20 protein-coding genes are annotated in these 21,741 nt (G+C 52.5%); 6 read left to right on the forward strand and 14 right to left on the reverse strand.

Annotated features, from left to right (window positions below; genetic code table 11):
• The first annotated feature begins 155 nt into the window (after positions 1-155).
• A complete protein-coding gene (locus VK694_00580) occupies positions 156-2,804 on the forward strand; it encodes a P-loop NTPase fold protein (GenBank protein ID HTE57217.1) in 2,649 nt (882 codons plus the stop codon).
• A 4-nt stretch (positions 2,805-2,808) separates the two neighbouring features.
• Here VK694_00580 and VK694_00585 read toward each other — a convergent pair whose 3' ends face one another.
• The 7 genes from VK694_00585 to VK694_00615 form a co-directional block, all read right to left on the reverse strand.
• A complete protein-coding gene (locus VK694_00585) occupies positions 2,809-3,108 on the reverse strand; it encodes a hypothetical protein (protein ID HTE57218.1) in 300 nt (99 codons plus the stop codon).
• Complete coding sequence (locus VK694_00590) at positions 3,105-3,737, reverse strand: hypothetical protein (GenBank protein ID HTE57219.1); 633 nt, start codon at positions 3,735-3,737, stop codon at positions 3,105-3,107. Before VK694_00590 ends, VK694_00585 begins: the two co-directional genes overlap by 4 nt.
• A gap of 1 nt (position 3,738) precedes the next feature.
• A complete protein-coding gene (locus tag VK694_00595; GenBank protein ID HTE57220.1) occupies positions 3,739-4,329 on the reverse strand; it encodes a hypothetical protein in 591 nt (196 codons plus the stop codon).
• Complete coding sequence (pilM, locus tag VK694_00600; GenBank protein ID HTE57221.1) at positions 4,329-5,408, reverse strand: type IV pilus assembly protein PilM; 1,080 nt, start codon at positions 5,406-5,408, stop codon at positions 4,329-4,331. The genes VK694_00595 and pilM overlap by 1 nt, the downstream gene beginning before the upstream one ends.
• Before the next feature lie 118 nt (positions 5,409-5,526).
• Positions 5,527-7,482 carry a hypothetical protein gene (locus tag VK694_00605; GenBank protein HTE57222.1) on the reverse strand — a complete coding sequence of 652 codons (1,956 nt, stop codon included), beginning with the start codon at positions 7,480-7,482 and terminating at the stop codon, positions 5,527-5,529.
• A complete protein-coding gene (locus VK694_00610; GenBank protein HTE57223.1) occupies positions 7,479-8,201 on the reverse strand; it encodes a prepilin-type N-terminal cleavage/methylation domain-containing protein in 723 nt (240 codons plus the stop codon). The genes VK694_00605 and VK694_00610 overlap by 4 nt, the downstream gene beginning before the upstream one ends.
• On the reverse strand, positions 8,198-8,620 hold the full coding sequence (locus VK694_00615) for a type II secretion system protein (protein ID HTE57224.1): 423 nt from the start codon (positions 8,618-8,620) through the stop codon (positions 8,198-8,200). Before VK694_00615 ends, VK694_00610 begins: the two co-directional genes overlap by 4 nt.
• A gap of 139 nt (positions 8,621-8,759) precedes the next feature.
• Between VK694_00615 and VK694_00620 the strand changes: the two genes are divergently transcribed.
• Positions 8,760-10,037, forward strand: a complete 1,278-nt coding sequence (locus VK694_00620; GenBank protein ID HTE57225.1) for a hypothetical protein — start codon at positions 8,760-8,762, stop codon at positions 10,035-10,037.
• 26 nt (positions 10,038-10,063) lie between these two features.
• A complete protein-coding gene (locus VK694_00625) occupies positions 10,064-10,906 on the forward strand; it encodes an SGNH/GDSL hydrolase family protein (GenBank protein HTE57226.1) in 843 nt (280 codons plus the stop codon).
• 121 nt (positions 10,907-11,027) lie between these two features.
• On the opposite strand, the gene VK694_00630 is transcribed toward VK694_00625, so the two are convergent.
• From VK694_00630 to VK694_00655, 6 genes are all read right to left on the reverse strand, one after another.
• The gene (locus VK694_00630; GenBank protein HTE57227.1) at positions 11,028-11,477 is read right to left on the reverse strand and encodes a type II secretion system protein; all 450 of its coding nucleotides are present in this window, start codon (positions 11,475-11,477) and stop codon (positions 11,028-11,030) included.
• Positions 11,478-11,584: 107 nt separating this feature from the next.
• A complete protein-coding gene (locus VK694_00635) occupies positions 11,585-12,799 on the reverse strand; it encodes a type II secretion system F family protein (protein ID HTE57228.1) in 1,215 nt (404 codons plus the stop codon).
• A gap of 3 nt (positions 12,800-12,802) precedes the next feature.
• Entirely contained in the window at positions 12,803-14,617 is a 1,815-nt protein-coding gene (locus VK694_00640) for a GspE/PulE family protein (GenBank protein ID HTE57229.1), read from the reverse strand.
• A gap of 66 nt (positions 14,618-14,683) precedes the next feature.
• A complete protein-coding gene (locus tag VK694_00645; GenBank protein HTE57230.1) occupies positions 14,684-16,333 on the reverse strand; it encodes a multicopper oxidase domain-containing protein in 1,650 nt (549 codons plus the stop codon).
• Between the two features lie 129 nt (positions 16,334-16,462).
• The gene (locus tag VK694_00650; protein ID HTE57231.1) at positions 16,463-17,026 is read right to left on the reverse strand and encodes a hypothetical protein; all 564 of its coding nucleotides are present in this window, start codon (positions 17,024-17,026) and stop codon (positions 16,463-16,465) included.
• 787 nt (positions 17,027-17,813) lie between these two features.
• Entirely contained in the window at positions 17,814-18,389 is a 576-nt protein-coding gene (locus VK694_00655; GenBank protein HTE57232.1) for a type II secretion system protein, read from the reverse strand.
• Between the two features lie 249 nt (positions 18,390-18,638).
• On the opposite strand from VK694_00655, the gene recA reads away from it, so the two are divergent.
• Genes recA through VK694_00670 form a run of 3 tightly spaced genes read left to right on the forward strand, consistent with a single transcriptional unit; the run spans position 18,639 to position 20,827 of the window.
• Positions 18,639-19,679, forward strand: a complete 1,041-nt coding sequence (gene recA, locus VK694_00660; GenBank protein ID HTE57233.1) for a recombinase RecA — start codon at positions 18,639-18,641, stop codon at positions 19,677-19,679.
• Between the two features lie 36 nt (positions 19,680-19,715).
• Positions 19,716-20,234: an NUDIX domain-containing protein gene (locus VK694_00665; protein ID HTE57234.1), complete on the forward strand. Its 519-nt coding sequence runs from the start codon at positions 19,716-19,718 to the stop codon at positions 20,232-20,234.
• Positions 20,231-20,827, forward strand: a complete 597-nt coding sequence (locus VK694_00670; protein ID HTE57235.1) for a RecX family transcriptional regulator — start codon at positions 20,231-20,233, stop codon at positions 20,825-20,827. The genes VK694_00665 and VK694_00670 overlap by 4 nt, the downstream gene beginning before the upstream one ends.
• Positions 20,828-21,367: 540 nt before the next feature.
• On the opposite strand, the gene VK694_00675 is transcribed toward VK694_00670, so the two are convergent.
• A complete protein-coding gene (locus VK694_00675; protein HTE57236.1) occupies positions 21,368-21,514 on the reverse strand; it encodes a hypothetical protein in 147 nt (48 codons plus the stop codon).
• Positions 21,515-21,741 lie beyond the last annotated feature (227 nt).

A 21,741-nucleotide genomic window follows, 5' to 3' on the forward strand; every position in this document is an offset into this window, starting at 1 on the left:
GCATTTCGACTTTCTGGCTGGTTGATGATCTTCATTTTTTACAATATGTTAGAATGCAAACATATGTATCCGTCAAGTGACGGCAATACTTTGTGAGGTAATACAAGCTTATGGCCCCTTATTTCTGGCGTTTTCTTAAAGTATCAGGAACAACTTTGTTCGCTGCCCTTTTCGCTATGGAGCAGATCTTGCGGGGGCTCTGGCGAATAATCAGGGCCATCCGCGGACTGTGTGGTTGGCTGATTGGAATTTCGCTGATAGTCATAGTGGTGGTTGCGCTTCTCACGGTGCTTAGTTACTTTGCCGAACCCCGTCTTGGCGTATTTGCCCAGGACATGCAGGTGTGGCTTATGGAGGATAAGCGGTGGCAGATAGTTCTGGGCGGAATGTCGGCGGTACTGGTCATAGCCTGGAACAGCTTGTCGCCTACGCTGCGGGCGCTGTTTGGCAGTGGGCTGTCTAAGCCTGTGGTCTGGTTCTTGGCTGGGTTGGCACTGGTTGAAAGCGACAGGTTAGTCTGGATTAAAGAGGACGTTGCTTACCTAAACAAGGTCATGGGCGGGCTGGTTCTGTGCGTAGTTGCTTTGGGGGTGCTGGCAAAAATACGCTCTCGGCGGACGACTCCATGGCGAGAGTCGTATAGGCCGACAGCGCTGTATGATTCGCAGTCACAAATAGTCAATAACATTACCCGTCTTATTATGGATGCCGAGCCTTCTGTGTTTGCCGTATCGGGTCGGTGGGGAATTGGAAAGTCGTTTTTGCTGAAACGTGCCAGAGAGATGCTCGGCTTTGACGAGTCAATTATTTGGGTCGACTTTGAGCCCTGGCGGTATGCATCAGAAGAGGCACTCATCCGGGGTTTTTACGACGACATAGCCAGGAGATTAGCAAAGGATATACCGGGTATCCAGCACATCGTGAGACCACTAGCCGAAACATCCGAGAAGTTTGTGAAGAAGCATGATGGCAGCGGTGTCTTGGGTACGGCGCTGGATATGGCTCGCACAGTTTTTAGCCCGCCAGTCAAAGATGCGCCAGAAGTACAGATTGAAAAATTGCTAAAGCGCGAGGGCAAGCGCCTGGTGATAGTGATTGATGACGTAGAAAGATCGTTCAACGCCGAGCGGATTTTTAGGACCTTGCAGCTTGCGCATTTTGCGCAAGGCATTGACGGCGTGCAGGTGGTATTTTTGTTCGACAAAGATGCGGTGCTGGCGGCGCGACCAAAACATTTTAGCAATCAGCTCCTGGGCACAACTGAGTATCTGGAAAAGTTTGTGGGCCTGGAGATAGTTGTGCCCAGCCCTCGGCCGGCAGAGCTGAGGCAACTTTTTTCTAGACTAGTCAGTTCGAGAATGAGCAGCCAGGGTTTTGATGACTTTACAGAAAAAGACCTTTCAGACGAAATGCTTGCAGCAATCGGAACGCCCCGGGCTACCATAGGGCTTTTTGGTGAGCTTGAAAACTTTCAAGGTAATATGCGTGATGGCCGTGGAGAGGCTGCGGCTATTGGTCCTCAAGATCTCATTGCCCTGGCATTTTTGAAGACGAAATATTGGGGGCTTTTTCGTGACATCGAAGTCAACAGAGACTTGTACACTCAGTCGCGCCAGGAAGACAAACGCGCATCGTTTTCATTTGATGTTGACTTGCCCAAATACCGCAAAGAGCACTTTGACCAGCTGTTCGAGATGCTCGGCTACCCGGCTGACGATATAACTCTGCTTAGTTCGCTCCTGAATGATATATTTCCTGGCTGGGTGGGCGGCAGAGGGGTGAGCGAGGATGACCTGCGCATAAATAAGCGCGTAGGCCATCGGGATTTGCTGGACCTATATTTCTCGTATGGGATTTCGCATCAGGCGTTTATGCTGCGGATGGAACACGTTGAGTCTGTCACTAGTATTGCAACCAAGCCACACAGCGAGAAAACAATCAAACGTGCTTTTAAAGATTTCAATACCTACGCCCTGTCTCAAGAGGAAACTGGTGATATTGCACGGCTGTTGTCGCGCCAGCTCCTACGTATCCAGCGTGAACAAAACGTGCCAATCATGGTGTGGCGGTGCTGGCTGAGGGCTTTGGTGCAGTACGAATCAGCTGCCACGGCGGAGGGGGCCAATGCGTTAATGGCTGCTATTCTTTCTGGTGCGAATGACAGTATCCGGCAAAGTTTTCCGACAGTTGCGGGCGATGTGTCGCCGGATAGGGTGGCTGCTGCCGGTACATTATTTAAGAATATAGATCGGTACCTTGCCGATCCTTACTTGGCCGTGCTCTTGCTCATGTTTGTACATCCCGAGCAAGGCAATGATTTTTTCGTTGGGTACATGGATAAGCACGGGCCAAAAGAGCTTTTCGGACCTGTACTCAGATATGTCGATACTTACTTCATAACAGAAGACCGCAATATTTTTCGCGACCGTGGCTTGCCATATGCGGTTTTTGTCCTCAAAGAATGGAGTCTCAGCGTCTCGTTGACAAACGAGATCAATAGTACTGCCGTGGGCGCTAAAAGACGCCACCGTAGGGTTAATGACTATGCGCTTCAACTATTGAAACAAGACACAGAAATGATCTATGGGTTTATGCGTCAGCAATTTTGGGTCTCAGATTCTGACGGCCGGAATTCAGGCTGGCGCGTGGCGCGCACTATTGCTCAATACGACAATAAAGCCGATCTCAGTACCTTGCGGCAGCTGGTGCAGACGGCTTTGGCTAGTCAGCGCCTAGAACCTTCCCAGAAGGAAGAGCTTAGGAAGCTCGACGAATTACTGGGGCGGCACAAAGCCTCGCGCTAGCCTTTTATTCGGCGAAGGGGTTCTGGCGGGCTTGCTCGAACAGGGATTTTACTTCCACGTTTTGGGCCTGCAAGTTCTCTATTTTTTCGGCTAGTTTTTTGTCTAGCTTTGGTCTTTTGACGGTTTGCAGTTTTTCGGTGATAGCCTCGTCCGATGGTTCTTGGCGGGTGAGGGTGTTAATACGCAGTAACATAAAGGCGTACAGGCCCAGGAAGAACATGACAAAGATGAACACCGTGTACTTGCGTAGTTTTTGTGCAAGCGGGGCCAGTTTGGTGGTGATGGTTTTGAGGTCTATATTCATGGCTTTATAAATACATTAACAACTAATGTGAACTTTACGCTAGTGGGGTTCAGGCTGTCCGGGGTGATGTTGATACTGCTGACTTGGGCGGTCCGCCGGTTGGTCTCTAGCTTTTGCAAAAAGGTGATGAGCTTGCTAAAGGTGACGCCTGGGCTGTTGGCCTGCAGGCTTATCTCTAGCTGGTAGACGCCGGTCATGCCTTCTACTGGTTTGACCTGGGTAATAGGCGGAGCGGTGGGTTTGGGCGCGGCGGTCTCGCCGGCGGCTGGGGTGGCTGGTTTGGCTACGGCTTGGCCCAAGGTAGAGGACGGGAAGGTGATGGAATCTATGGGGATACCGGAATCTGCAGCTAGCTTGGTCAGCTCGCGAACGGTCTGCGCCTGGTCTTTGTCTTGGGGCACGATCTGCTTGGCTATTTTGTTTAGTTCGGCGTATTGAACTATATCGCGCTTGGCCTGGGTGACGGCTATTTTTTGTTCTTCTTGGACTTTGTTTTCTAGCTTGAGATCGGTTAGGTTCTGGGTCTCTTTTGTCAGGAGCGAACTACCGACCACCACGCCGGCAACAGTCAGCAAGCTCAGTAGCACAACGATGCCCAGCAGCACGTAAAAGAAGCGTTTGTTCGTCATGTTAGATGCCTCCTCCAGAATTTAGGAGATAGAACGGATTTTCTTTGGCAAACAGTGCCCGATAGGTGCCCACACAAGCATATTTGTTTTGTGGTGCTGGGTTGCAGTTGACGCTGATGATGTCTACTTTTTCAAAGATTTTGTTAGCGGGGTCTTGCAGATTGACCTGTACTTGGGTGGCGGTCTGGTAGTTGGTAGAGGCTATCTGCAGGTCTAGTCCGCCCTGGGGTTTGTTGAGGCTCAGACTGCTTAGTTGGGTGCCGGCGGGCATGGCCGCGCCAATTTGTTTGATAAGGCCAGAGAACAATATCTGCTTGGACAAGACTTGTTGCACTAGCTTGAAATTGTTGCTGATTTCTTCTACCTGTTTTTGGGTTTCGTCCAGTTTTTGGTCTTTTAGTTCTTGCTTGGATAACTCTACTTGGCGGGTGACGTTTTGAATGTTTTGGTGAATATAGAAATAGCCAAAGGCCACCACCAGTGCCAGGCCAGCAATGCCTACCAAAATGGCAAAGATCCAGTGTAGCAGGCGAGTGTTGCGCCGGGCGTACATGATGTCATCACGGGTTTGTGGAGGGAGGAGATTGATCATTATCTGAAAATCTCCTTGGGATTGATCAGCGCCAAGCCGGCAGTGGTGACGTACATGGATTTTTCTGCACTGGTGGGTGGCTGCAGGCCGTCAAAGTTGAGGTGCTGCCATGGGTCGCACATGCGCACTGGCAGGCGCAGGCTATTGGTCAGGTATTCGGACAGGCCGGGCATGTTGGCGCCGCCGCCCATAGTGACAACCTGGCCAATCTTGCGATCGGTATCGGTGCGTTCTTCGTAGTAGCGGATCATGCGGCGGATCTCTTTGCCCAGCTGTTCTAGTATGGGCGTGAGAGCAGTGGTGATCTCTTGTTGTTTTTTGCTCAGGCCCAGTCCGTATTTGGTTTTTATCACGTGGGCTTCTTCTTTGCTGACCCTGAGGGTGTCGGCGATGATGCTAGTAAAGCTGTCGCCCCCGCCTGGTACGGTGCCAGTGACTATCAGAGTTTTGTCGTAAACGGTCAGGTCAGAGGCCAGCGAGCCCAAGTCTATGAGGACGGCTGGCACATCACTTTGCTCGGCCTGTACAAACAGACGCGAGGCAGCGCTGATGGTGGTTTCCATAGTTACGGGTTCTAGCCCCAGCAGGTTTAGCAGCACAATGTAGGAGTCTATAATGCGCTTTGGTACGGCCACGGCCAGTAGCTCGGTGCCCTTGTCTGCTGACTGCAATATGGTGCTGTAGTCCATATACAGCTCATCTATAGGCATGGGTATGTATTGCTCGGCCTCTAGCCGGACGGCCTCGTCTATTTCGCTCTTTTTCATGGGCGGCAGTGTCATGGTGCGGTTAAAAGTGCGGCTGGCTGGAATAGACACCGCTACTCGTCGGGTGGTGATTTCGCCCACCAGGTTTTTGTCGAATAGTTCAAATATGGCTGCAGCAACTACCTCTGGGTCAGTAATAACGCCGTCAGTAATAGCAGCGGGGTTAAAGCGAGCCACGCCGTAGCCTGTCACGTCACGGTCTGTGCCTTTGTGATCCAGCTGCATGACCTTGAGACTGCTGAACCCAATGTCTAGGCCAAACACTGGTTTGTCGTGGTAGAAATGCGATGGTTTGGGCGCGGTATTGGCCATGCTAACACTCCCTCTTGGGGCTGTGCGTGGTAGATATTATCAAATACTTTATTTTTCTCATGCTTGCCCATCAAAGCGTAAGCGGCTTTATCTTAAGTATATCAGATATGATCTGTTATTACAGGGTCGGAATAACGTCTGCGGGGCAGGTTGTGGCCCACTGCGTGGCCGCAATATTCCATTTGGCCCTAAAGTATTCCTCCAGCGCCTCTACCTGGCGGCATTCTAGGGCGGTGTCGTATATGACTACCTCGGCAAAGTCACCGTTGAAGTAGTTGGTGCCAGAGCCGGCCGCCATAGTGCCGCTGCGCCGGCCACCGTAGTAGAACTGATCGAGCCCAAAGGTGTAAGGTGACCCGCTGGGTGACAGATTGGTCTTGGTGGCTACCTGCGCGCCGTTACCCTTCAGAATACTGTCTATGGTGTTCGAGCCGTTGATGTTAAAACGGCTGACAAACATGTAGGGACTGCCATTACAGGCTGACCCACAAGTGTAGTCGGTGCGGTAGGTATTGCTGCTGCCGGTGTATTGGCTAGAGAAGCCATTGCCAGAAGAGAAACGGTACAGCGGAATCAGACTATTGCCAGCTGTTGTGTCGTTGGTGCCCGTGCTGGTCATACCCGACACGATACGACCATCGCTAGAAGAGGTGGTCATGTTGGGTTTTATGACTGCAAAGACGGTTAACTCTCTTTTGTTTGTCAGGGCAGTGGTCAGGGCGCTGAGAAGTGCGCCATTATTGAACCGAACAATGGTTTTGCTATTGATCTGATTGTCTTGCCTGGTGGGCGCGGTGCCGTAGGCCATGGCAGCGTGATTGCCATTGCCCGATTTGTCCAGCCATTGGCTGATACCGTCGCCATTGTTAGCTTGTTGAACGCTGCCGGTAGAGTAAGAAATGGTTAGCTTCGGCCCTTTACTGTTGCAACCCAGATTGAACAAGCTAAAGTTGCCTTTACAAATTCTTCGGATTCCGCTGCCGGCGGTTCGCTGCACGCCAAAGCCAATCCGACCGCTATGAGTGCTGGGCGCCCAGTTGGCGTTGTTGACCATCTCTTGCACAACGGATGTGAGGTCAAAGTTGAGGGTACTGCCCTGGTTGAGGTTATTTGATACTTGGGTCAGTGAGGTGCCGGTGCGCAAGGTTGCGTTGGTAATCCGAGATCTTACTTGGTTTGTTCCGGATGGCGAGAAAAGATTCAGGTGTGGGTCAGCTGCCGTATTAAACAGTCCATACAGTTGGTGTGTTACCGTGCCGTTGGAGTCGCCAGACGAGCCGGTCAGTTGCAGGGTAGCCGAGGTGATAATGGCGTTTTTTGGCACGCTGATGTTTTGGAATACGAAGCCGTCGTACAGCAGCCGGTTGGCGGTTGACCCACTGCAATTGCCGACGAATTCGGTGTTGTCACATAGGTGCATCTCAACGTCGCTGCTCAGCCAGGACAGTGAACCTTGGCTGCCGTCGCTGGCTTTTTCTTCTATGGTGTCGTTGGGGGTAAAGAGGTCCAGTATGCCTAAGCCTATGGGTTGACTGACGTTGGAAGTGCCACTGGCAATACTCTTGAGCGTGGTTGTATCGCTGGCATCTAGCCAGACAGCAGGCGAGAAGTTGTCTGGGGTTTTGCAGACGGCGTAGGTGCGGATAATCTCGGAGCGTATATCAAAAACGTACTGGGCGGTGCTGGATAGCTTGGGCAAGTACACGCGCCCGGTGCCTTTTATGACCTTTTCATATCCGTCGGCAGATGTAGACACGACCTCTGACTGGAATGTCACGCGGTAGCGATTGTTAGACACCATGTCTGCCTCGGCGGTGCCGGCGTAAACACCGCAACTGGCACTGTCGAACTGTTCTTGGGCATAATCCACCGCCGCCTTCGAGGCGATCCGGGCCATCTGAATGTAGGCTTGTTTGTAGGCTAGATTGAGGCTGTTGTTGGATTGCATGAGGGCCGCGTAGGCTACCAGGCTCATGATGCTCATTAGCATTATCACCGAGGGCATAACGAAACCGGCCTGTGGTTTTTGCCCTAACAACCGAAGTGCCCGTCGGTAGCGCTTAATACGGCTCATTGATTTAATTTCCTAAGGGTAATGCTGCTCGTGGCGGTGATGTCTTCGGCAAATGCCCGGTCTTTTAGGGTGAGGGTTATCTGTATTTTCTCTGCTGTTTCAGGGTTGGTTACTACGATGTTGCTGGTGTCGTAGTAGGTGAGGGTCATGCTTTGGAGTTTGTCTGTTAGTAGTCGATCGGCCGGACAGGAGCTGCTGGATTGGGCCTGGGGGCAGCTTTGTCTCTGAAAGCTAGTGCCGCAGGTGGCCATAGAGCTAGGTGCGCTGACGGTTCTTTTGTACAGGTTGGTGCCGCTGACAAAATAAATAATGTTGTTGTACAGCGGAGAGTTGTCTTCTATCACCGATGCATCGCAGCCCTCGGTGTTTATATAAACGGGTTGGCGGTTGGCGGCTCGGCGATTGCCGGTGAGGGCAGGGGCAGAGACGATGAGAGTGGCCGGGGTAGAGTTGTATGTCCAGCCGCCCCCGGGTTGATGCCCATCGACGAGCCCGCTGTTCAGTCCTTGCTTAAAGGCGTTGGCGTAAAAGATATCGTCTTGCATGCTAAAGGTGATGTTTTGGGAGTCGACATTCAGGTTTACCTGCGCCCCCTGCTGGGTTAGTTGGCCGTATTGATTGAACAGGAAACTCATGGTCATCACGACAGTAATGATCATTATGGGGCTTATGATAAGTACCTCGACTAACGTGAAGCCTTTTTCGGCGAGCTTTCTCATCGGCCCAGTCCGTTCTTTTGGATAAAATCGGCGTACTGGACAATACGCTTGTCTGCGCCGCTCCCAAATTCGATAGTTACTACTACTTGTTTGAGCGTAGATGACAGCGTATTGATATAGACTTTGCCTACCCTTGGGGCTTCCAGAGTGGCGGACAGGCTGCTGCTAAAATCTTCTACTTCTTGCAGGGTGCCGGTGGGGGTGGTGGCCGGCAGGCTGGTGTAGCTCATGTTTTCGTAGAACTGGATTTTGGCAAAGGCAACGGAGTTGGCCCTGTTAATATCTAGCGCCTTTTTGTTGATGTTCTGAATAGAAGTAAAGGTTATAAGAAAAGCGCCAAAGGCCACCCCGATAATAATTAGCGTGATTAATAATTCTACAACTGCGAATCCCCGGGATTCGTCTCGTAAGGCGCTCATGCTTGGGTTTAATTATACACTCTCTGGTAGGTTCATAATTTTATGGTAAGCATAATCTGGCTTGCTAAAATGAGCCTGCCCTTCGGGCAACAGATGAGTCAAAGTCTGATTCGTCTTGTTCTTTCCCACGAAAGGAAGCATGGTGTTTGCAAAGCTTCGTTCCATGCCCGCGCTGCTGGTATTGCTGACAGCGCTAGCTGTGGTTGGCAGAGACGCCGATCCAGTGGCTGCGGATGTGCCCAGCACAACTCTGACAGCGCCAAGTGTGAGTCCAAACCCCAATGGGGTGGTGGCGCATGGTGATGGCTCGGTTTCGGTGACCAGCAATCAATGCACTGGGTCTGTCAGTGACCCGACCTCGACGGCCAGCAGTGCTGTGACTATGTCGAGCTCGGGCGGTGTGCTCAACGCCATCCCCAAGATCAACGGGGGGTATCAGAGTCAGCCCTGCCAGAATCACTATGTGGCGGGTGTGGACGGGACGGTATACACCGTGCAGGTGACCGGGTATCCCACTTATGCCTGGCGAATTGTTGCTATGCGTGACAATGCGGTCTTGTGGACGGGGCAGTTCAAGGATCCCAGTCCTAGCTGCTCAAATTGGTACGCCCAGGTGCATTCGCTGACAATGGACGAGTCAGGGGTATTGTACGCCAAGCTCGTCTGGACGTATTTGTCCTCGTCTTGCCTCGGAAAAGAGGCGATCGTTGCGCTTGATGCGAGTAATGGCGACATCAACTTCCAGACGCCCGTGCCCGGAGTTTCCCCTAGCCGGGGCACTCATATTCTGGAGATCATGCCGTATTCCGGTGGTATTGCAGTGCTGAGCGGTGACTCCGTCTACTACTACGACTATGACGGGGCACCTCTCTCGTCTGCGACAACCTTTGCTCCCAGCCTGAGTAGTGGGACAAACATTTCGGACATTAGGTACGTGACTAATACGGGGCGCGTGTTCATTGCTACCACCAAATACGTCTCGGGCTGCTGCACCTATGAATATCACCTGTACTACAAGAACCCTGGTGACACCACTATCTCCGAGGTGAATCTGGGAGGCGTAGCCCTGCAGTGGCTATATACTACCCCTTCAAATGGGGTAGTGGCCACGCATATTACGGGTTTTACGTACTTCGATTCCAGTGGTACGGCTGTCTATCAGCGGAACTTCAACTCAGAGACAGGGGCCAGCGTCTACAATCATTCCATAGTTGTAGACAATGATGGCAATGTCATCCTGCGGCGAGTGGCTACCTACCAAGGTAGCACACAGGATCAGCATGTCATCGTGGATTCATTCAGCCCCACGGGTACGGCCACGCGGCTGTTTAGCAGTGCATCAATGGGAGGACCAGGCTTCGACGCCTACTTCTCATGGACCCAGCTGCAGCAGTCAATCGGCGGTGGCTGTATCTGATCATGTGTCATGCCACTAGTGGCTACATGTCCACGTGCAATGCGACCAACAGTCCGCAGGTGTTGCGGCTGGATGTCGATAGTGACTCCGACTATCCTCGAGCCTGGGTATATGAGAATGACCTGACGGAGTATGTGGCACTGGGCGATTCGTTCTCGGCCGGTGAGGGCGTGCCTGACTTTTCGGTGCCCAGTGATACAAACGGCTGTCATCGGAGTCTGCATGCTTATCCCATCCAGCTGTCCGAGATAGTTGGGTCGTTGCGTTTGGCTGCCTTCCGGGCGTGCTCGGGCGCGACCACCGAGGACATCCAGGTAGGCATGAATGGTGAGCCGGGCCAGCTGGACGCGCTGAGTACCAACACTGACATCGTGACCATGTCGGCTGGCGGCAACGATGTGAAGTTCAGGGAATTTGCGACAGAATGTGTTGTGGGCACCTGTGACTCCGCGAGTTCGCAGTACCAGGACACCATGGATCTGATTGACACGCTACTGCCAGGTAATCTGGAAGACCTGTATGACGACATTCGTTTGGCTGCACCAAATGCTGATGTCTACGTGGTGGGGTATCCAGACGAGTCGCCTGATACCTCGGTGGACTGCACCTTCCTGAGCAATGGCGAAAAGGTGGCTGTCAGCACGGTTGCCGTGGAGCTGAAGAACACCATCCTGGCAGCGGTTGAGGGTGCAGATGAGGGCTTCTACTACGTGGATCCTCTGGATGCTGAGTCACCGTTCTGGGGGCACGAACTGTGCACGGAAGACCCGTACTTCAATCACGCTTCTATTCCTCTCGTCTACTCGTTCCATCCCAATATCTACGGCCAAGAGGCCTATGCCGTGTTGGTTGAGGCGAGCTTGAGCTAAGTAAGAACACCGAAGGGAAAGCCCCTCATTCATCTTTGATGAAACGAGGGGCTTTTCACTTTGTGCTGTACTTGAAAAAAAGACACCCAAGCGGGTGTCTTTTTTAAGCGTGAACTGTATGTTAGTTCAGGCTGGACTTGGTGAACGTGGTGCCACCTTCGAGGTTGGCGGTCAGCGTGTACTTGGTACAGTTGGCATCAACTGTGGTACAAGTTCCGTCGGTTGTTGACAGCGGAGCATACCCATAGGCAGTACTCGATGCTGCTGTGGCTAGGGTTTGTGCGGAGCCCTTCGGATCTTTCAGGGCTTCTGGGTCTAGGCCCTTCATGTTGGTGCTGCGCCAGCCAGCGTTGTTGACGTCTGACATGGCTGGATACGAGCCATTCTGTGCGTAGTAGGCCTCTAGTTGGCCATGGATTGCTTTAATATCTGTTTCGCGTTCGGTGTTTCGAGCTCGCTGTTGGATACCTGTAAATGTAGTTACCACCAATGCAGCCAAGATACCGATGACTACAATGACGATCAAAAGTTCCACAATGGTGAAACCTTCATTTTTGCGCTGTAGAGTCATAGGGGACCCACCCTCCTTGTAAATGTTTTTATTATGATCTTAGCCTTTTTGGGGTAAGTATCTGAAAGTGATTATAGCATAACCATAAAGAATGCAACTCTTTATTACTAGTTGTCACCGACGTTTTTACTCAGGGAGGCAATAGGGCCCATGACGCTGGCGGCGATCAGGCCTACCATGCCACCAAGTACAACAATCATCAACGGCTCTATGAGCGAACTCAGGCCATCTATGGTGGTCTCTACCTCTTCTTCGTAAAAGTCAGCTACCTTGATCAGGATAGTGTCGATCTGCCCCGTCTCTTCGCCAATGGCCAGCATTTGGCTGACAATGGGTGGGAAGTGTTTGCTCTGGCTCAGGGGTTCGCTCAGCTGTTTGCCGTTTTTGACGGCTTTGGCGGCCTCTTGTAGTTCGCGTTCTATGACCTTGTTGCCAATAGCACCGCCAGTGACTTCCAGAGCATCCAGCACGGCCACGCCGGCTGACATTAGCGAGGCAAAAGTGCGAGCAAAGCGGGCAATGGCAATCTTGATAACCACTGTCTTGATAATGGGCAGGCGTAGCAGCAGGGCGTGGAACTGGTACTTACCCTTTGGTGTGCGGATGTATCGCCTGAGCAGGTACACTCCAATAATCGAGACAGCCAGAAGAGGTATGGCATTTTTCTGCAAGAAGGTGCTGAAGTTCAGCATCATTTCGGTGTACACCGGCAGTTTGGCGTCCTCGCCACCAAGGTCTTTGATGATCTTGCCCAGCTTGGGAATAACAAAGATCATGATCCCAAAAAAGGCCAGGATAGTAATACCAAAAATAACAACAGGGTAGGCCATGGCGCTCTTGATCTTCTTGCGCATGCTCGAGTCTTGTTCTACTTGCGAGGCCAAACGCTTTAGGATTTCGTCCAGGATACCGCCAGCCTCACCGGCCTTGACCATGTTGACGTATACGTCAGAGAAGACATTGGGATATTTGTCAAAGGCGTCGCCCATGGCCAGGCCGCCTTCTATGTCTTTCATCATGGTGCCAATAACTTCTTTGAAGTATTTGTTGTCTGTCTGCATTTGCAGGGTGTACATGGCACGAGTCAGGGGTACACCGGCCGAGATCATGGTAGATAGCTGGCGTGTAAAGATGACCAGGTCTTTGCTTTTGACCTTTTTGCCACGATGCTTTTTGCTGCCGTGTACGCCTTCGGCCTTGATAGCAACAGGTTTAGCGCCTTGCTTGGTCAACGAGCTCACCACGCCTTGGCGGTCGACCGCGTCAAGTGTTCCGTGGACGGTCTTGCCGTCTTTGGTTACCGCAGTATAAGTAAATTTCATAGCTTATTTCTCGGCGGTGACCCGCAGAATTTCCTCGATGGTGGTTTGGCCGCGGAGGGCTTTTATGAAGCCGTCTATTTGCATGGTGATCATGCCTTCTTTGACGGCTTGGTCTTGAATAATCTCGCTGGTACCGTTGCTGACGATCAGTTTCTGAATGTCCGGAGAGTTGCCGAGTACTTCGTAGATTCCCATGCGGCCCTTGTAGCCCGCGTGGTTACAGGCGTCACAGCCACTGTCATGGGCCCGGTAGATTTTGTTTATCTTGGTCTCTGTAGTAGACAGGTCGCCGACATGCACCTTGCTCTTGCCGGTATTGGTCTTGCCAATGCCTGCTGCCAGGGCGGATTCTTCTAGCTGGTGGATGTGCTTCATGGTAGCAGCGTTGCCGGTGCCAAATATCTCGTCTATTTTCTTCATGCTGGGGGCGTCTGGCGTGACTTCTTCGCGACAGTCCGCGCACACACGCCGGACCAGGCGCTGGCCCACTACGGCACGTACGGTGCTGGCAATCAGGAAGGGCTCGATACTCATGTCTAGCAGGCGTGGCAAACAGGTGGCAGCATTGTTGGTGTGTAAGGTGGCAAATACTAAGTGTCCGGTCAGGGCGGCTTGCACGCCCAGGCCAGCGGTTTCGGTATCGCGGATCTCGCCCACCATGATGATGTTGGGGTCTTGGCGCAGCATGGCTCGCAACCCGTTGGCAAAGGTCATGCCGGCCTTGGGGTTCACCTGGGTTTGGTTGGCACCCTGGATTTTGTATTCTACCGGGTCTTCGATGGTGCTGATGTTAATAGACGGCTTGTTCAGGATGCTCAGCGCGCTAAACAAGCTGGTAGATTTGCCAGATCCAGTCGGGCCCGTCACCAGGACCATGCCATGCGGTTGGGTAATTGCCTTGCTGATATTGTCCAGCGAGATACCCCAGTAGCCAAGATCTTCCAGCGACGTGGCACCAGTGGATTCATCTAGGATACGCATGACTACTTTTTCGCCCTCGTAAATAGGCAGGGTAGACACACGCAGCGCATAGACAGCGCTGCCGATCTGTATCTTGAAGCGGCCGTCTTGCGGGGCGCGCCGTTCGTCAATCTTTAGGTTACTCAGGATCTTGATGCGAGAGACAAGCGCGGTATGCACTTTCTTGGGCAGTTTATTGGCTTCGCGTAGGACGCCGTCTACGCGGTAGCGCACGCTGGTATAGTTCTCTCGCGGTTCTATGTGGATGTCGCTGGCACCGCTGCGGATAGCGTATTCGATCAGCAGGTTTACGGTCTGGGCTATGGGCGAATCTTCGGCCAGGTCTTCTTCGCTGATTTCGTCTTCGCCCTCGGTGGTTTCTTCGTCGCCGGCAGTTACTACTTGGGTCAGTTCGTTGCTGATGTTGCCGCGGTACTGGTCTAGGGCGCTCTGAATATTGGTGGTAGTAGCTACATGAATCTTGATGGCGTTGCCCAGTTGCTTCTGCAAAAAGTTAACGGCCTGGATATCGTCTGGGTCTTCCATGGCCAACAGCTTGGTGCCGTCTTCTTCTACGCCAAACAGCACCACGTTGTATTGCTTGGCAATGCGCTCTGGTATGAGATGCAGGACCTCGCGCTTGATCTCTTTGGCATTCAGTTCTACAAATGGGACGTCAATTTCTTCGGCATACAGTTTGGTCAGGTCTTTTTCTGAAACGATGTTGCCCTGAACAATCAGATCTTGCAGCGGTTTTTTCTCGGCCTTCTCCTGGGCGTGGAGGTTGGTCAGCTGTTCGTCCGTAACTTTTTTTGCTGCTACTAGCAGCTTTTCCACCAGAGCATCTGATATACGCATAATTCTTATGGCTAATTATAGCCTCTTTTATCGCGAGATTCTATAAAGAGTATTAAACAGCTTGGACTAGTGGTTGTGTATGTGTTGGTGCTCGGTATCTTTTAGGTTGGTCTGGATAAAGACATCTTGGTCCTTGGTGTTTTTGTCTACCAGTACAAACTGGCCCATCATGCCTTTGTCTTCGTGTTCCAGGATGTGGCAGTGGAACATGTAGGGCAGGTGGGGGTCAGACCTGTTGGGGAAGCGGACTATCACACGCACGGTGTCTGCGCTATTGACCAGCACCGTATCTTTCCAGCCACGCTCGTGTTCGGCCGGAGGTTTGTCGTTTCGGCTGAGTATCTGGAACTGTACGGCGTGGATATGGAACGGGTGAGCAGTGCCGGACTGGTCGTTGATTTCCCATATCTCGGTGTCGCCGGCATGGATAATCTCGTCTATGCGAGTATGGTCCATCTGTTTGCCGTTGATGCTGTGCCCTTCTGAGTCCAGTACAAACCGCCGGGTTTTGATAGCACTGTCGGGTTTGAGCGGTTCTATGGTGTTGAGATTTTGGGGCAAGGCAGCAGATGTAGTGTCTGTGGCTTGTGGTCGGATTTCTAGAATTTTGAACTCTTGGTTCTCGTCCCGATGAGCCCTGGCGACAGCCTTGACGGTTCGCAGCAAGGGGTTCTTCTCTTTCAGGGCGTAGCTCATGAGTGTCAGGGGCTTGGTGCGGCCAGCCAGGTCCACTACAATCTCGGCGCGTTCGCCGGGGGCCAGGGTGAGCCGAGTCAGGGCCACGGGCCGCTCCAAAAATCCGCCGTCGGTGGCAATTTGGTGAAAAGCTTGGTTGTCGTCAAACCCAAAGTCGTACCGCCGGGCGTTAGAGGCGTTCAGGATTCGCAGCCGGACCAGTCTGGCCGGCGCTTCCACGTACGGTGCGTAGGTGCCGTTCACCAAAATGGTGTTGCCATGCATGCCGGTGTGCCCCATGACGTCTTTCTTTTCTGCGTCGTAGGTAAGCTGGCCGTTTGTGTCAAAGGCCTTGTCTTGTACGACCACCGGGATATCATCTGTGCCATATGTTTTGGGCAGATTCAGGCTGTCGGCATGGTCGTCGTCAACGATAAATAAACCGGCTAGGCCTTTGTACATCTGTTCGCCGGTCTTGCCCAGCAAATGCGGATGATACCACAGAGTCGACGCCTGATTGGCTATGGCCCAATAGGGCTTCCAAACTTCCTTGGGCTCTATCATCTGGTGTGGGCCACCGTCCATGTTGGCTCCCACGTCCATGCCGTGCCAGTGTACGGTTGTTTTCTGGTCCAGGTTGTTAGTGACGTTCAGGCGAATCTTGTCACCTTTTCGGGCCCGGATGGTAGGGCCCAGGTAGTTCCCGTTAAAGCCGAGTGTCTTCGTCTGCTTGCCAGGCAAGAACTCGGTGCTGCCTTGCTGAGCTGTAAGGTCAAAAACTTTCTCGCCCTGCTCTACTCGCGGTTCGAGTACTTGGGGAATGTGCAATTTATTTTGAAGACCCAGGTCTTTATTGACCAGGACCGGCTTCTGCAGGATGCCAAAGGCAACTGCAGACAGCAGGGCTACTACCACGGCCAGGACGGGCAAGGCCAGAATAATAAAAACAATCTTCTTGGTGGAATGCTTGCGCGTGGGCTGCTTGGGGGAGTGATGAGGTGTGGCTGTATGTTTTTTGGGCTTTGATGACTTGGCCGACATGGCCTCAGTATACCGGCTATGCCTGCGGTGAATAAAGTAAGAGTTGTACGGTAGGCGCGGGTAAAGAGAGGTGACCTGGCGGCCGAGTGAGCAACAGGTGTTGCAGGTGCTCACTCGGCCGCGACAGGTTCAGAAGCAGACGTCGCTGGCGATGTCTTCGATGGACCGAATGTTGCTCTGGAAGGACTCCTCGTCGATCTGGTAGCGGTCCAGGGTGACCTCGCAGATGCGGTTGTCGCGTAGCAGCAGAGCCACGCGGTGGGTGACCAGCGGGGCACTCGTGCCGTAGCGAGAGACGTTGGTGGTGATGATATAGTCGCTGGCTGGGCTCTCCCAGAAGGTGTCGCCCTCGGCATTTCGCGGGTCCAGGCCGCCGTCGCTGCACGAGGTCTTGCACTTGCGGGCATCGGCCACCAAGTTGTCCCAGTCATCCCAGGTGGACTGCTGGTTCTTCGGCAGGCTGACGTGGGTACTGAGGCTGAAGACGGGGAGGACGCTGTAGTCGCACTTGCTGCTGTAGGTACGCGTCGATCCGGTGTGGTCACGCTGGACGGCTTCGACGCCTAGGTAGTCGGCGACAGTGTCCGTAGACAGGCAGGTGTCCTCTGTTTGGCTGAGGGCTGCATTGGTCATCAGGGCGATGCCCAGGATTGCGACCACGACTATAGCGACGGCCGTTCTAGTTTCGGTCATGAAAGACATAAGCATTCACTCTCTTGCTAAGGTGCTGGCGCAGGGGAGGGCGAATATGTCGCTCTCGGCCAAAGCACCTACCGTACTAAAGTATATTTTAACATAAAATACCAAAAACGTAAATAATCCCAGGACAGATTACTCTAATTTTGTGAGAATATTCACATTACAACACGCTCGTGTGTATGTACTGTAGTGCTACGAACTTTGTTCGTACCTTAGTAGTCGAAATAACAGAACGCGATCTTAAGATTTGCGGAGAGATACCTGACGGTGTCCTTGTTCTAGGCGGGACCTCGCACTGCACCGGCGTGGTCAAGTCTGGAATGCCAGTTACTGGTTAGAGGGCTGACCCACCAGAGGGATAACATATCTCACCGCAGAGTGGTGAAAGGGAGGAGGCCTATGGCCCGTGCACCAGCTTGGGCTTCCTCCCTACACTGCATCTTTGCTCCTGTACCTGCTCGAGGCGACGCCTCTAGAGCGACAGGCTTGAACGTAAAAATACATAGTCTTAAAGATCTGCGGAGAGGAGTGTCTCTGATGGTTGGTTGCCCCGAGGGCGATGCGATCGTTTGGTCGTGCCAATGCCCCTACAATCAGGGCGATCGGCGACGGGCTTCATGAACACAGCAACCTTTCCGTAGAACGGCGAAGAGGAGGGAGTCAGCTCGGGCTTCGCAGAGCCACTGGCTCCCCTCCTCTCGCCATCTACCTCTCTGTTCTTTCGACTACTCTCTTTATAACCAGCGTTTTCGTTCTTAAGGGTCTTGGTCGGGCTGTCGAATTAGAAGAACTGTGCCTTGTTCCCGCAATTAATGCAGTAACCTGGGTGGTTCATGGGCTTGCTCTGGTGCGAGCGGCAGGAGCCTTTTATGCAGTAGTAGACCGAGCTAGAACTATCCCAGTTATTGAGCGTGCTGGCAGGTACAAAATTGTCCAGATATTTTTTGGCGTTGGCCTTGCATACGGCATCTTGGCCTGGCTCGCACATGCGCATGCTGACTTGATAGGTGTGCTGAACCCCAATGGCGTCAGGTGGCCAGTTGTCATAGTCATAAACGCTGCCAGGATACGGCGCATCTGGCCAGTCCTCGTCATACTGCCCCTGCAGGAATTCTTTGACCTCTCCGGGCACATCACGGCTGACATCTGGTGGGTAGTCGTTGTATTTGGCGGCGTACAGCGTCATGCCGTGGCCGATGGTGTTCATCTCTGACACCATGCGAGTGTAGTAGGTGCGCTCGCGCCAGCGGGGTACCCCAATGCTATAGGTCAGGATGGCGAGGGTGCTCATGATCACAATCACGACGCAAATCTCTACAAGAGTAAAACCATCGTGTTGTAGTTTCGGTGAAGTCACTTCAGTTCTCCCTTCCAGGCTGAAATTGCTCCAGCTCTGAGACAAAATTTGTTTGGGGTGAGGAGGCATACCCGTAGGTACGTTGACGAGCCACAGGCAGATTTTGGCCAGAGCTGGGTGATTTCGGGCCGGATGGTGAGGATTGAGGTGATTTCAACATCATTGGGGTCATTTTAACAGAAAGCTCTAGCGTTTTTGCTATACTAACTTCAGTAAATTAGTTTGGTGGGAGAGGGTATACACGCACATATGGCAGACAAAAAACCTGCAAAGACTGAAGGTGCTCCAGAAGGCAAAGAAAAAGCCCTTGGCCTTGCTTTAGAAACAATCGAAAAGAACTTTGGCAAAGGCTCTATCATGAAACTGGGCGACGCCCACAAAACAGCGGTAGAGACTATTCCTACCGGTGCACTCAGCCTAGACCTGGCGCTGGGTGGCGGCTTGCCAAAGGGCCGCGTGATAGAAATTTATGGCCCCGAAAGCTCGGGCAAGACAACGCTCACGCTCCATGTTATTGCTGCCGTCCAAAAGCAAGGTGGCACCGCTGCATTTATAGATGCCGAGCATGCCCTGGACCCAGCCTACGCGCAGCGTATTGGGGTAGATACTGCAAATCTGTTGATTTCTCAGCCGGACAATGGTGAACAAGCTCTGGAAATTACCGAAACATTGGTGCGTTCTAACGCCGTAGATATTGTGGTGGTAGACTCGGTGGCAGCTTTGGTACCTCGGGCAGAAATCGAAGGCGACATGGGCGACAGCCTACCTGGCCTGCAAGCCCGCCTGATGAGCCAGGCCCTGCGCAAACTCACCGGCGTGATTAGCCGCAGCAAGACCACCGTGATCTTCATTAACCAGATCCGTATGAAAATTGGCGTTATGTTTGGCAACCCAGAGACAACCACCGGCGGTAACGCGCTGAAGTTCTACGCCAGTGCCCGTATGGACATCCGCCGTATTAGCCAGATCAAACAAGGCGAAAGTATCATTGGCAACCGTACGCGGGTAAAGGTGGTCAAGAACAAGATTGCCCCGCCTTTCCGTCAGGCAGAGTTCGACATCATGTACAACGAAGGTATCAGCAAAACTGGCGACGTACTGGATCTAGCCGTAGAGCGTAATATTGTCGAGAAATCTGGTGCTTGGTTCTCTTACGGCGGCAACAAGATTGGTCAGGGCCGCGAAGCTACCAAGGGTTACCTAAAAGAAAACCCCAAAGTCCTGGACGAGATCGAAAAGAAAGTCCGCGCCGAAGCAACCGCCGAAGCAAAAACTGCCGCCGAGAAATAACCATGGATACGCAGGCATTCGAGGGCTAGGTATAAAATGGCAGCCTTCACACATATTTTCGTAGTAGACGAACAAGGTAAACCGGTGGGTCTTTTCCCAAAGGAAGAGGTGTGGGCTAAGGGACTCTTGCACCGCATCGTGCGAGTCATGGCCGAGGACAGCCAGGGCCGTATCTTGCTGCAAAAACGATCACCTCATATGGATCTCTTTCCCAATACCTGGGATCACTCAGCGGCGGGACATGTGGACGAGGGCGAGACTTACCAGCAGGCGGCGCAGCGAGAAACAGAGGAAGAGATCGGGGTCAAAAATGCCGTGCTTGAAGAAATAGCCAGTTGGTCTACCTATGACGTGGTGAATGGTCGAATCCTCAACCGTCTAAATAAACTATATCGTGCACGCCTCGATGCCCCGTCTCTGGATCTCGAAGAAGCAGAAGTCAGTGAGGTCAGATGGTTCACGCTGGCAGAGATTAGTCGGCTCATCAGGGAACACCCCGACCAAGTCACGCCTGGGTTGATTCAAGTCATGCAGGATTATTACAGTTTAGTATGAAGATCACAGACATCAAGCAGCAAGTGAAGCGTCAGGACCGCTACTCTATTTTTGTTGACGGCAAATACCTGTTTTCATTTTCTGAAAACGAGCTGATGAGCTCTGGCCTCAAAATCAACCAAGAATTATCAGAGCAAGAGTTGCTGGCGCTCAAAGACCAGGCGGTTTTGGACAAGGCTTATGACCGCACGCTCAACCTTATTTCGCATCGCCCTAGGTCCGAGTGGGAGCTTCGTGACTACATGAAGCACAAAGACTACGACGAAGACGTGGTCGCTCAAACGATAGAGCGGCTGAATCAGCGCGGTTACATAAACGACGCCGACTTTGCCCGGCGCTGGGTGGAAACGCGGCGATTACTGAAGAGCACCAGCAAGCGCCGGCTGGCCCAAGAGCTTCGGCACAAGCGTATCGCTGACGACATTGTCCAGCAGGTGCTCGAGGCCGACGAAACCGACGAGCACCAGGTACTACGCGAGCTGGTAGAAAGAAAGCGCAAACAAACCAAGTACCAGGACAACCTCAAGCTCATGCAGTACCTCGGCCGCCAAGGTTTCTCCTACGACGATATCAAAACTGTGCTCCAAGAATAGGGTTCTAAGCCTCTCTGCTCGGGGCTTCCACACACACCCCCAGACAGGCGGTTCCAGAAACATGACTGACCAGTTGACAAGAACTATCCGGCCCTTGCGGAACTTGCCTGCTTTTATTAATGATTCATAGGAGTACAGGCTTCAAACAGTCCTCAGGGCGCGGGTAGCCCTTGATCAACTACTCAATCAGTTTCTGTAAAGCCTGATCTGGAGATGGTATGGCAATCCCGGCCACGTAGTCGGACTTTCCCGCATGGAAGACATGTACGCTTTGGCCAAACAGATTAGACGCCAGCTGGTAAGCACCCGCGCTCCGAGGACTGTCCGAAGTTCTGCTATTCCGTTAAGTTAATTAATAGAAAGCAGAACGAGTTCCGCAGGGAGCCGGATGCTTGCCTGCCTGGGGGCTAGTCTTGTTTTGGCCAACCGCGTACTGGCTTGCTTGCGGGGAAGGCCTAGTAGTGGAGGCTAGAGAGCGCCTGCCTGGAGGTATAAATGCAAGCCGGAGCAGTATGATCCTGGGCGTGTGCGTAAATCTGGCTAAAATCTGTTTGTAAAGATTGAGAAGAGCGGCGTGCAGTGCACGGGGTGGCGGATGCCGGGGCGCACTGCACGCGCTCTTCTGTGGGGACTCTTGTTGGAACGTACCTTGACACCGTTGATGGTGGCAACGCGTCTCAGTCTCATGAAGCACTCCTTGCGTGTGAAGCCGTATGGAAAAGAACGATCTTAATTACTATAACATAATTCTAAATAAATACAATAATCCCTAGCTGAACCACCCTCACTTCCCCCCACCCCGCGTCCGGGCGTTCCCGTGCCTGTCCTTGATGCTTGAGTTGGACCAAAAAAGACGGCACACTGTTTTCCGTATCGTCTAAAACAAGGAAAACAAACATGCCGCCAAACAATAT

The organism is Verrucomicrobiia bacterium, from assembly GCA_035489575.1.
Lineage (GTDB): Bacteria > Patescibacteriota > Saccharimonadia > Saccharimonadales > JAGQNK01 > DATHJY01.

Coding starts and splice junctions, on each gene's coding strand:
- VK694_00585 (HTE57218.1), bottom strand. CDS start 3,108: ATGAATATAGACCTCAAAACCATCACCACCAAACTGGCCCCGCTTGCA.
- VK694_00615 (HTE57224.1), bottom strand. CDS start 8,620: ATGAGCGCCTTACGAGACGAATCCCGGGGATTCGCAGTTGTAGAATTA.
- VK694_00620 (HTE57225.1), top strand. CDS start 8,760: ATGGTGTTTGCAAAGCTTCGTTCCATGCCCGCGCTGCTGGTATTGCTG.
- recA (HTE57233.1), top strand. CDS start 18,639: ATGGCAGACAAAAAACCTGCAAAGACTGAAGGTGCTCCAGAAGGCAAA.
- VK694_00635 (HTE57228.1), bottom strand. CDS start 12,799: ATGAAATTTACTTATACTGCGGTAACCAAAGACGGCAAGACCGTCCAC.
- VK694_00590 (HTE57219.1), bottom strand. CDS start 3,737: ATGACGAACAAACGCTTCTTTTACGTGCTGCTGGGCATCGTTGTGCTA.
- pilM (HTE57221.1), bottom strand. CDS start 5,408: ATGGCCAATACCGCGCCCAAACCATCGCATTTCTACCACGACAAACCA.
- VK694_00595 (HTE57220.1), bottom strand. CDS start 4,329: ATGATCAATCTCCTCCCTCCACAAACCCGTGATGACATCATGTACGCC.
- VK694_00670 (HTE57235.1), top strand. CDS start 20,231: ATGAAGATCACAGACATCAAGCAGCAAGTGAAGCGTCAGGACCGCTAC.
- VK694_00675 (HTE57236.1), bottom strand. CDS start 21,514: ATGAGACTGAGACGCGTTGCCACCATCAACGGTGTCAAGGTACGTTCC.
- VK694_00605 (HTE57222.1), bottom strand. CDS start 7,482: ATGAGCCGTATTAAGCGCTACCGACGGGCACTTCGGTTGTTAGGGCAA.
- VK694_00640 (HTE57229.1), bottom strand. CDS start 14,617: ATGCGTATATCAGATGCTCTGGTGGAAAAGCTGCTAGTAGCAGCAAAA.
- VK694_00645 (HTE57230.1), bottom strand. CDS start 16,333: ATGTCGGCCAAGTCATCAAAGCCCAAAAAACATACAGCCACACCTCAT.
- VK694_00630 (HTE57227.1), bottom strand. CDS start 11,477: ATGACTCTACAGCGCAAAAATGAAGGTTTCACCATTGTGGAACTTTTG.
- VK694_00665 (HTE57234.1), top strand. CDS start 19,716: ATGGCAGCCTTCACACATATTTTCGTAGTAGACGAACAAGGTAAACCG.
- VK694_00610 (HTE57223.1), bottom strand. CDS start 8,201: ATGAGAAAGCTCGCCGAAAAAGGCTTCACGTTAGTCGAGGTACTTATC.
- VK694_00650 (HTE57231.1), bottom strand. CDS start 17,026: ATGACCGAAACTAGAACGGCCGTCGCTATAGTCGTGGTCGCAATCCTG.
- VK694_00625 (HTE57226.1), top strand. CDS start 10,064: ATGTCCACGTGCAATGCGACCAACAGTCCGCAGGTGTTGCGGCTGGAT.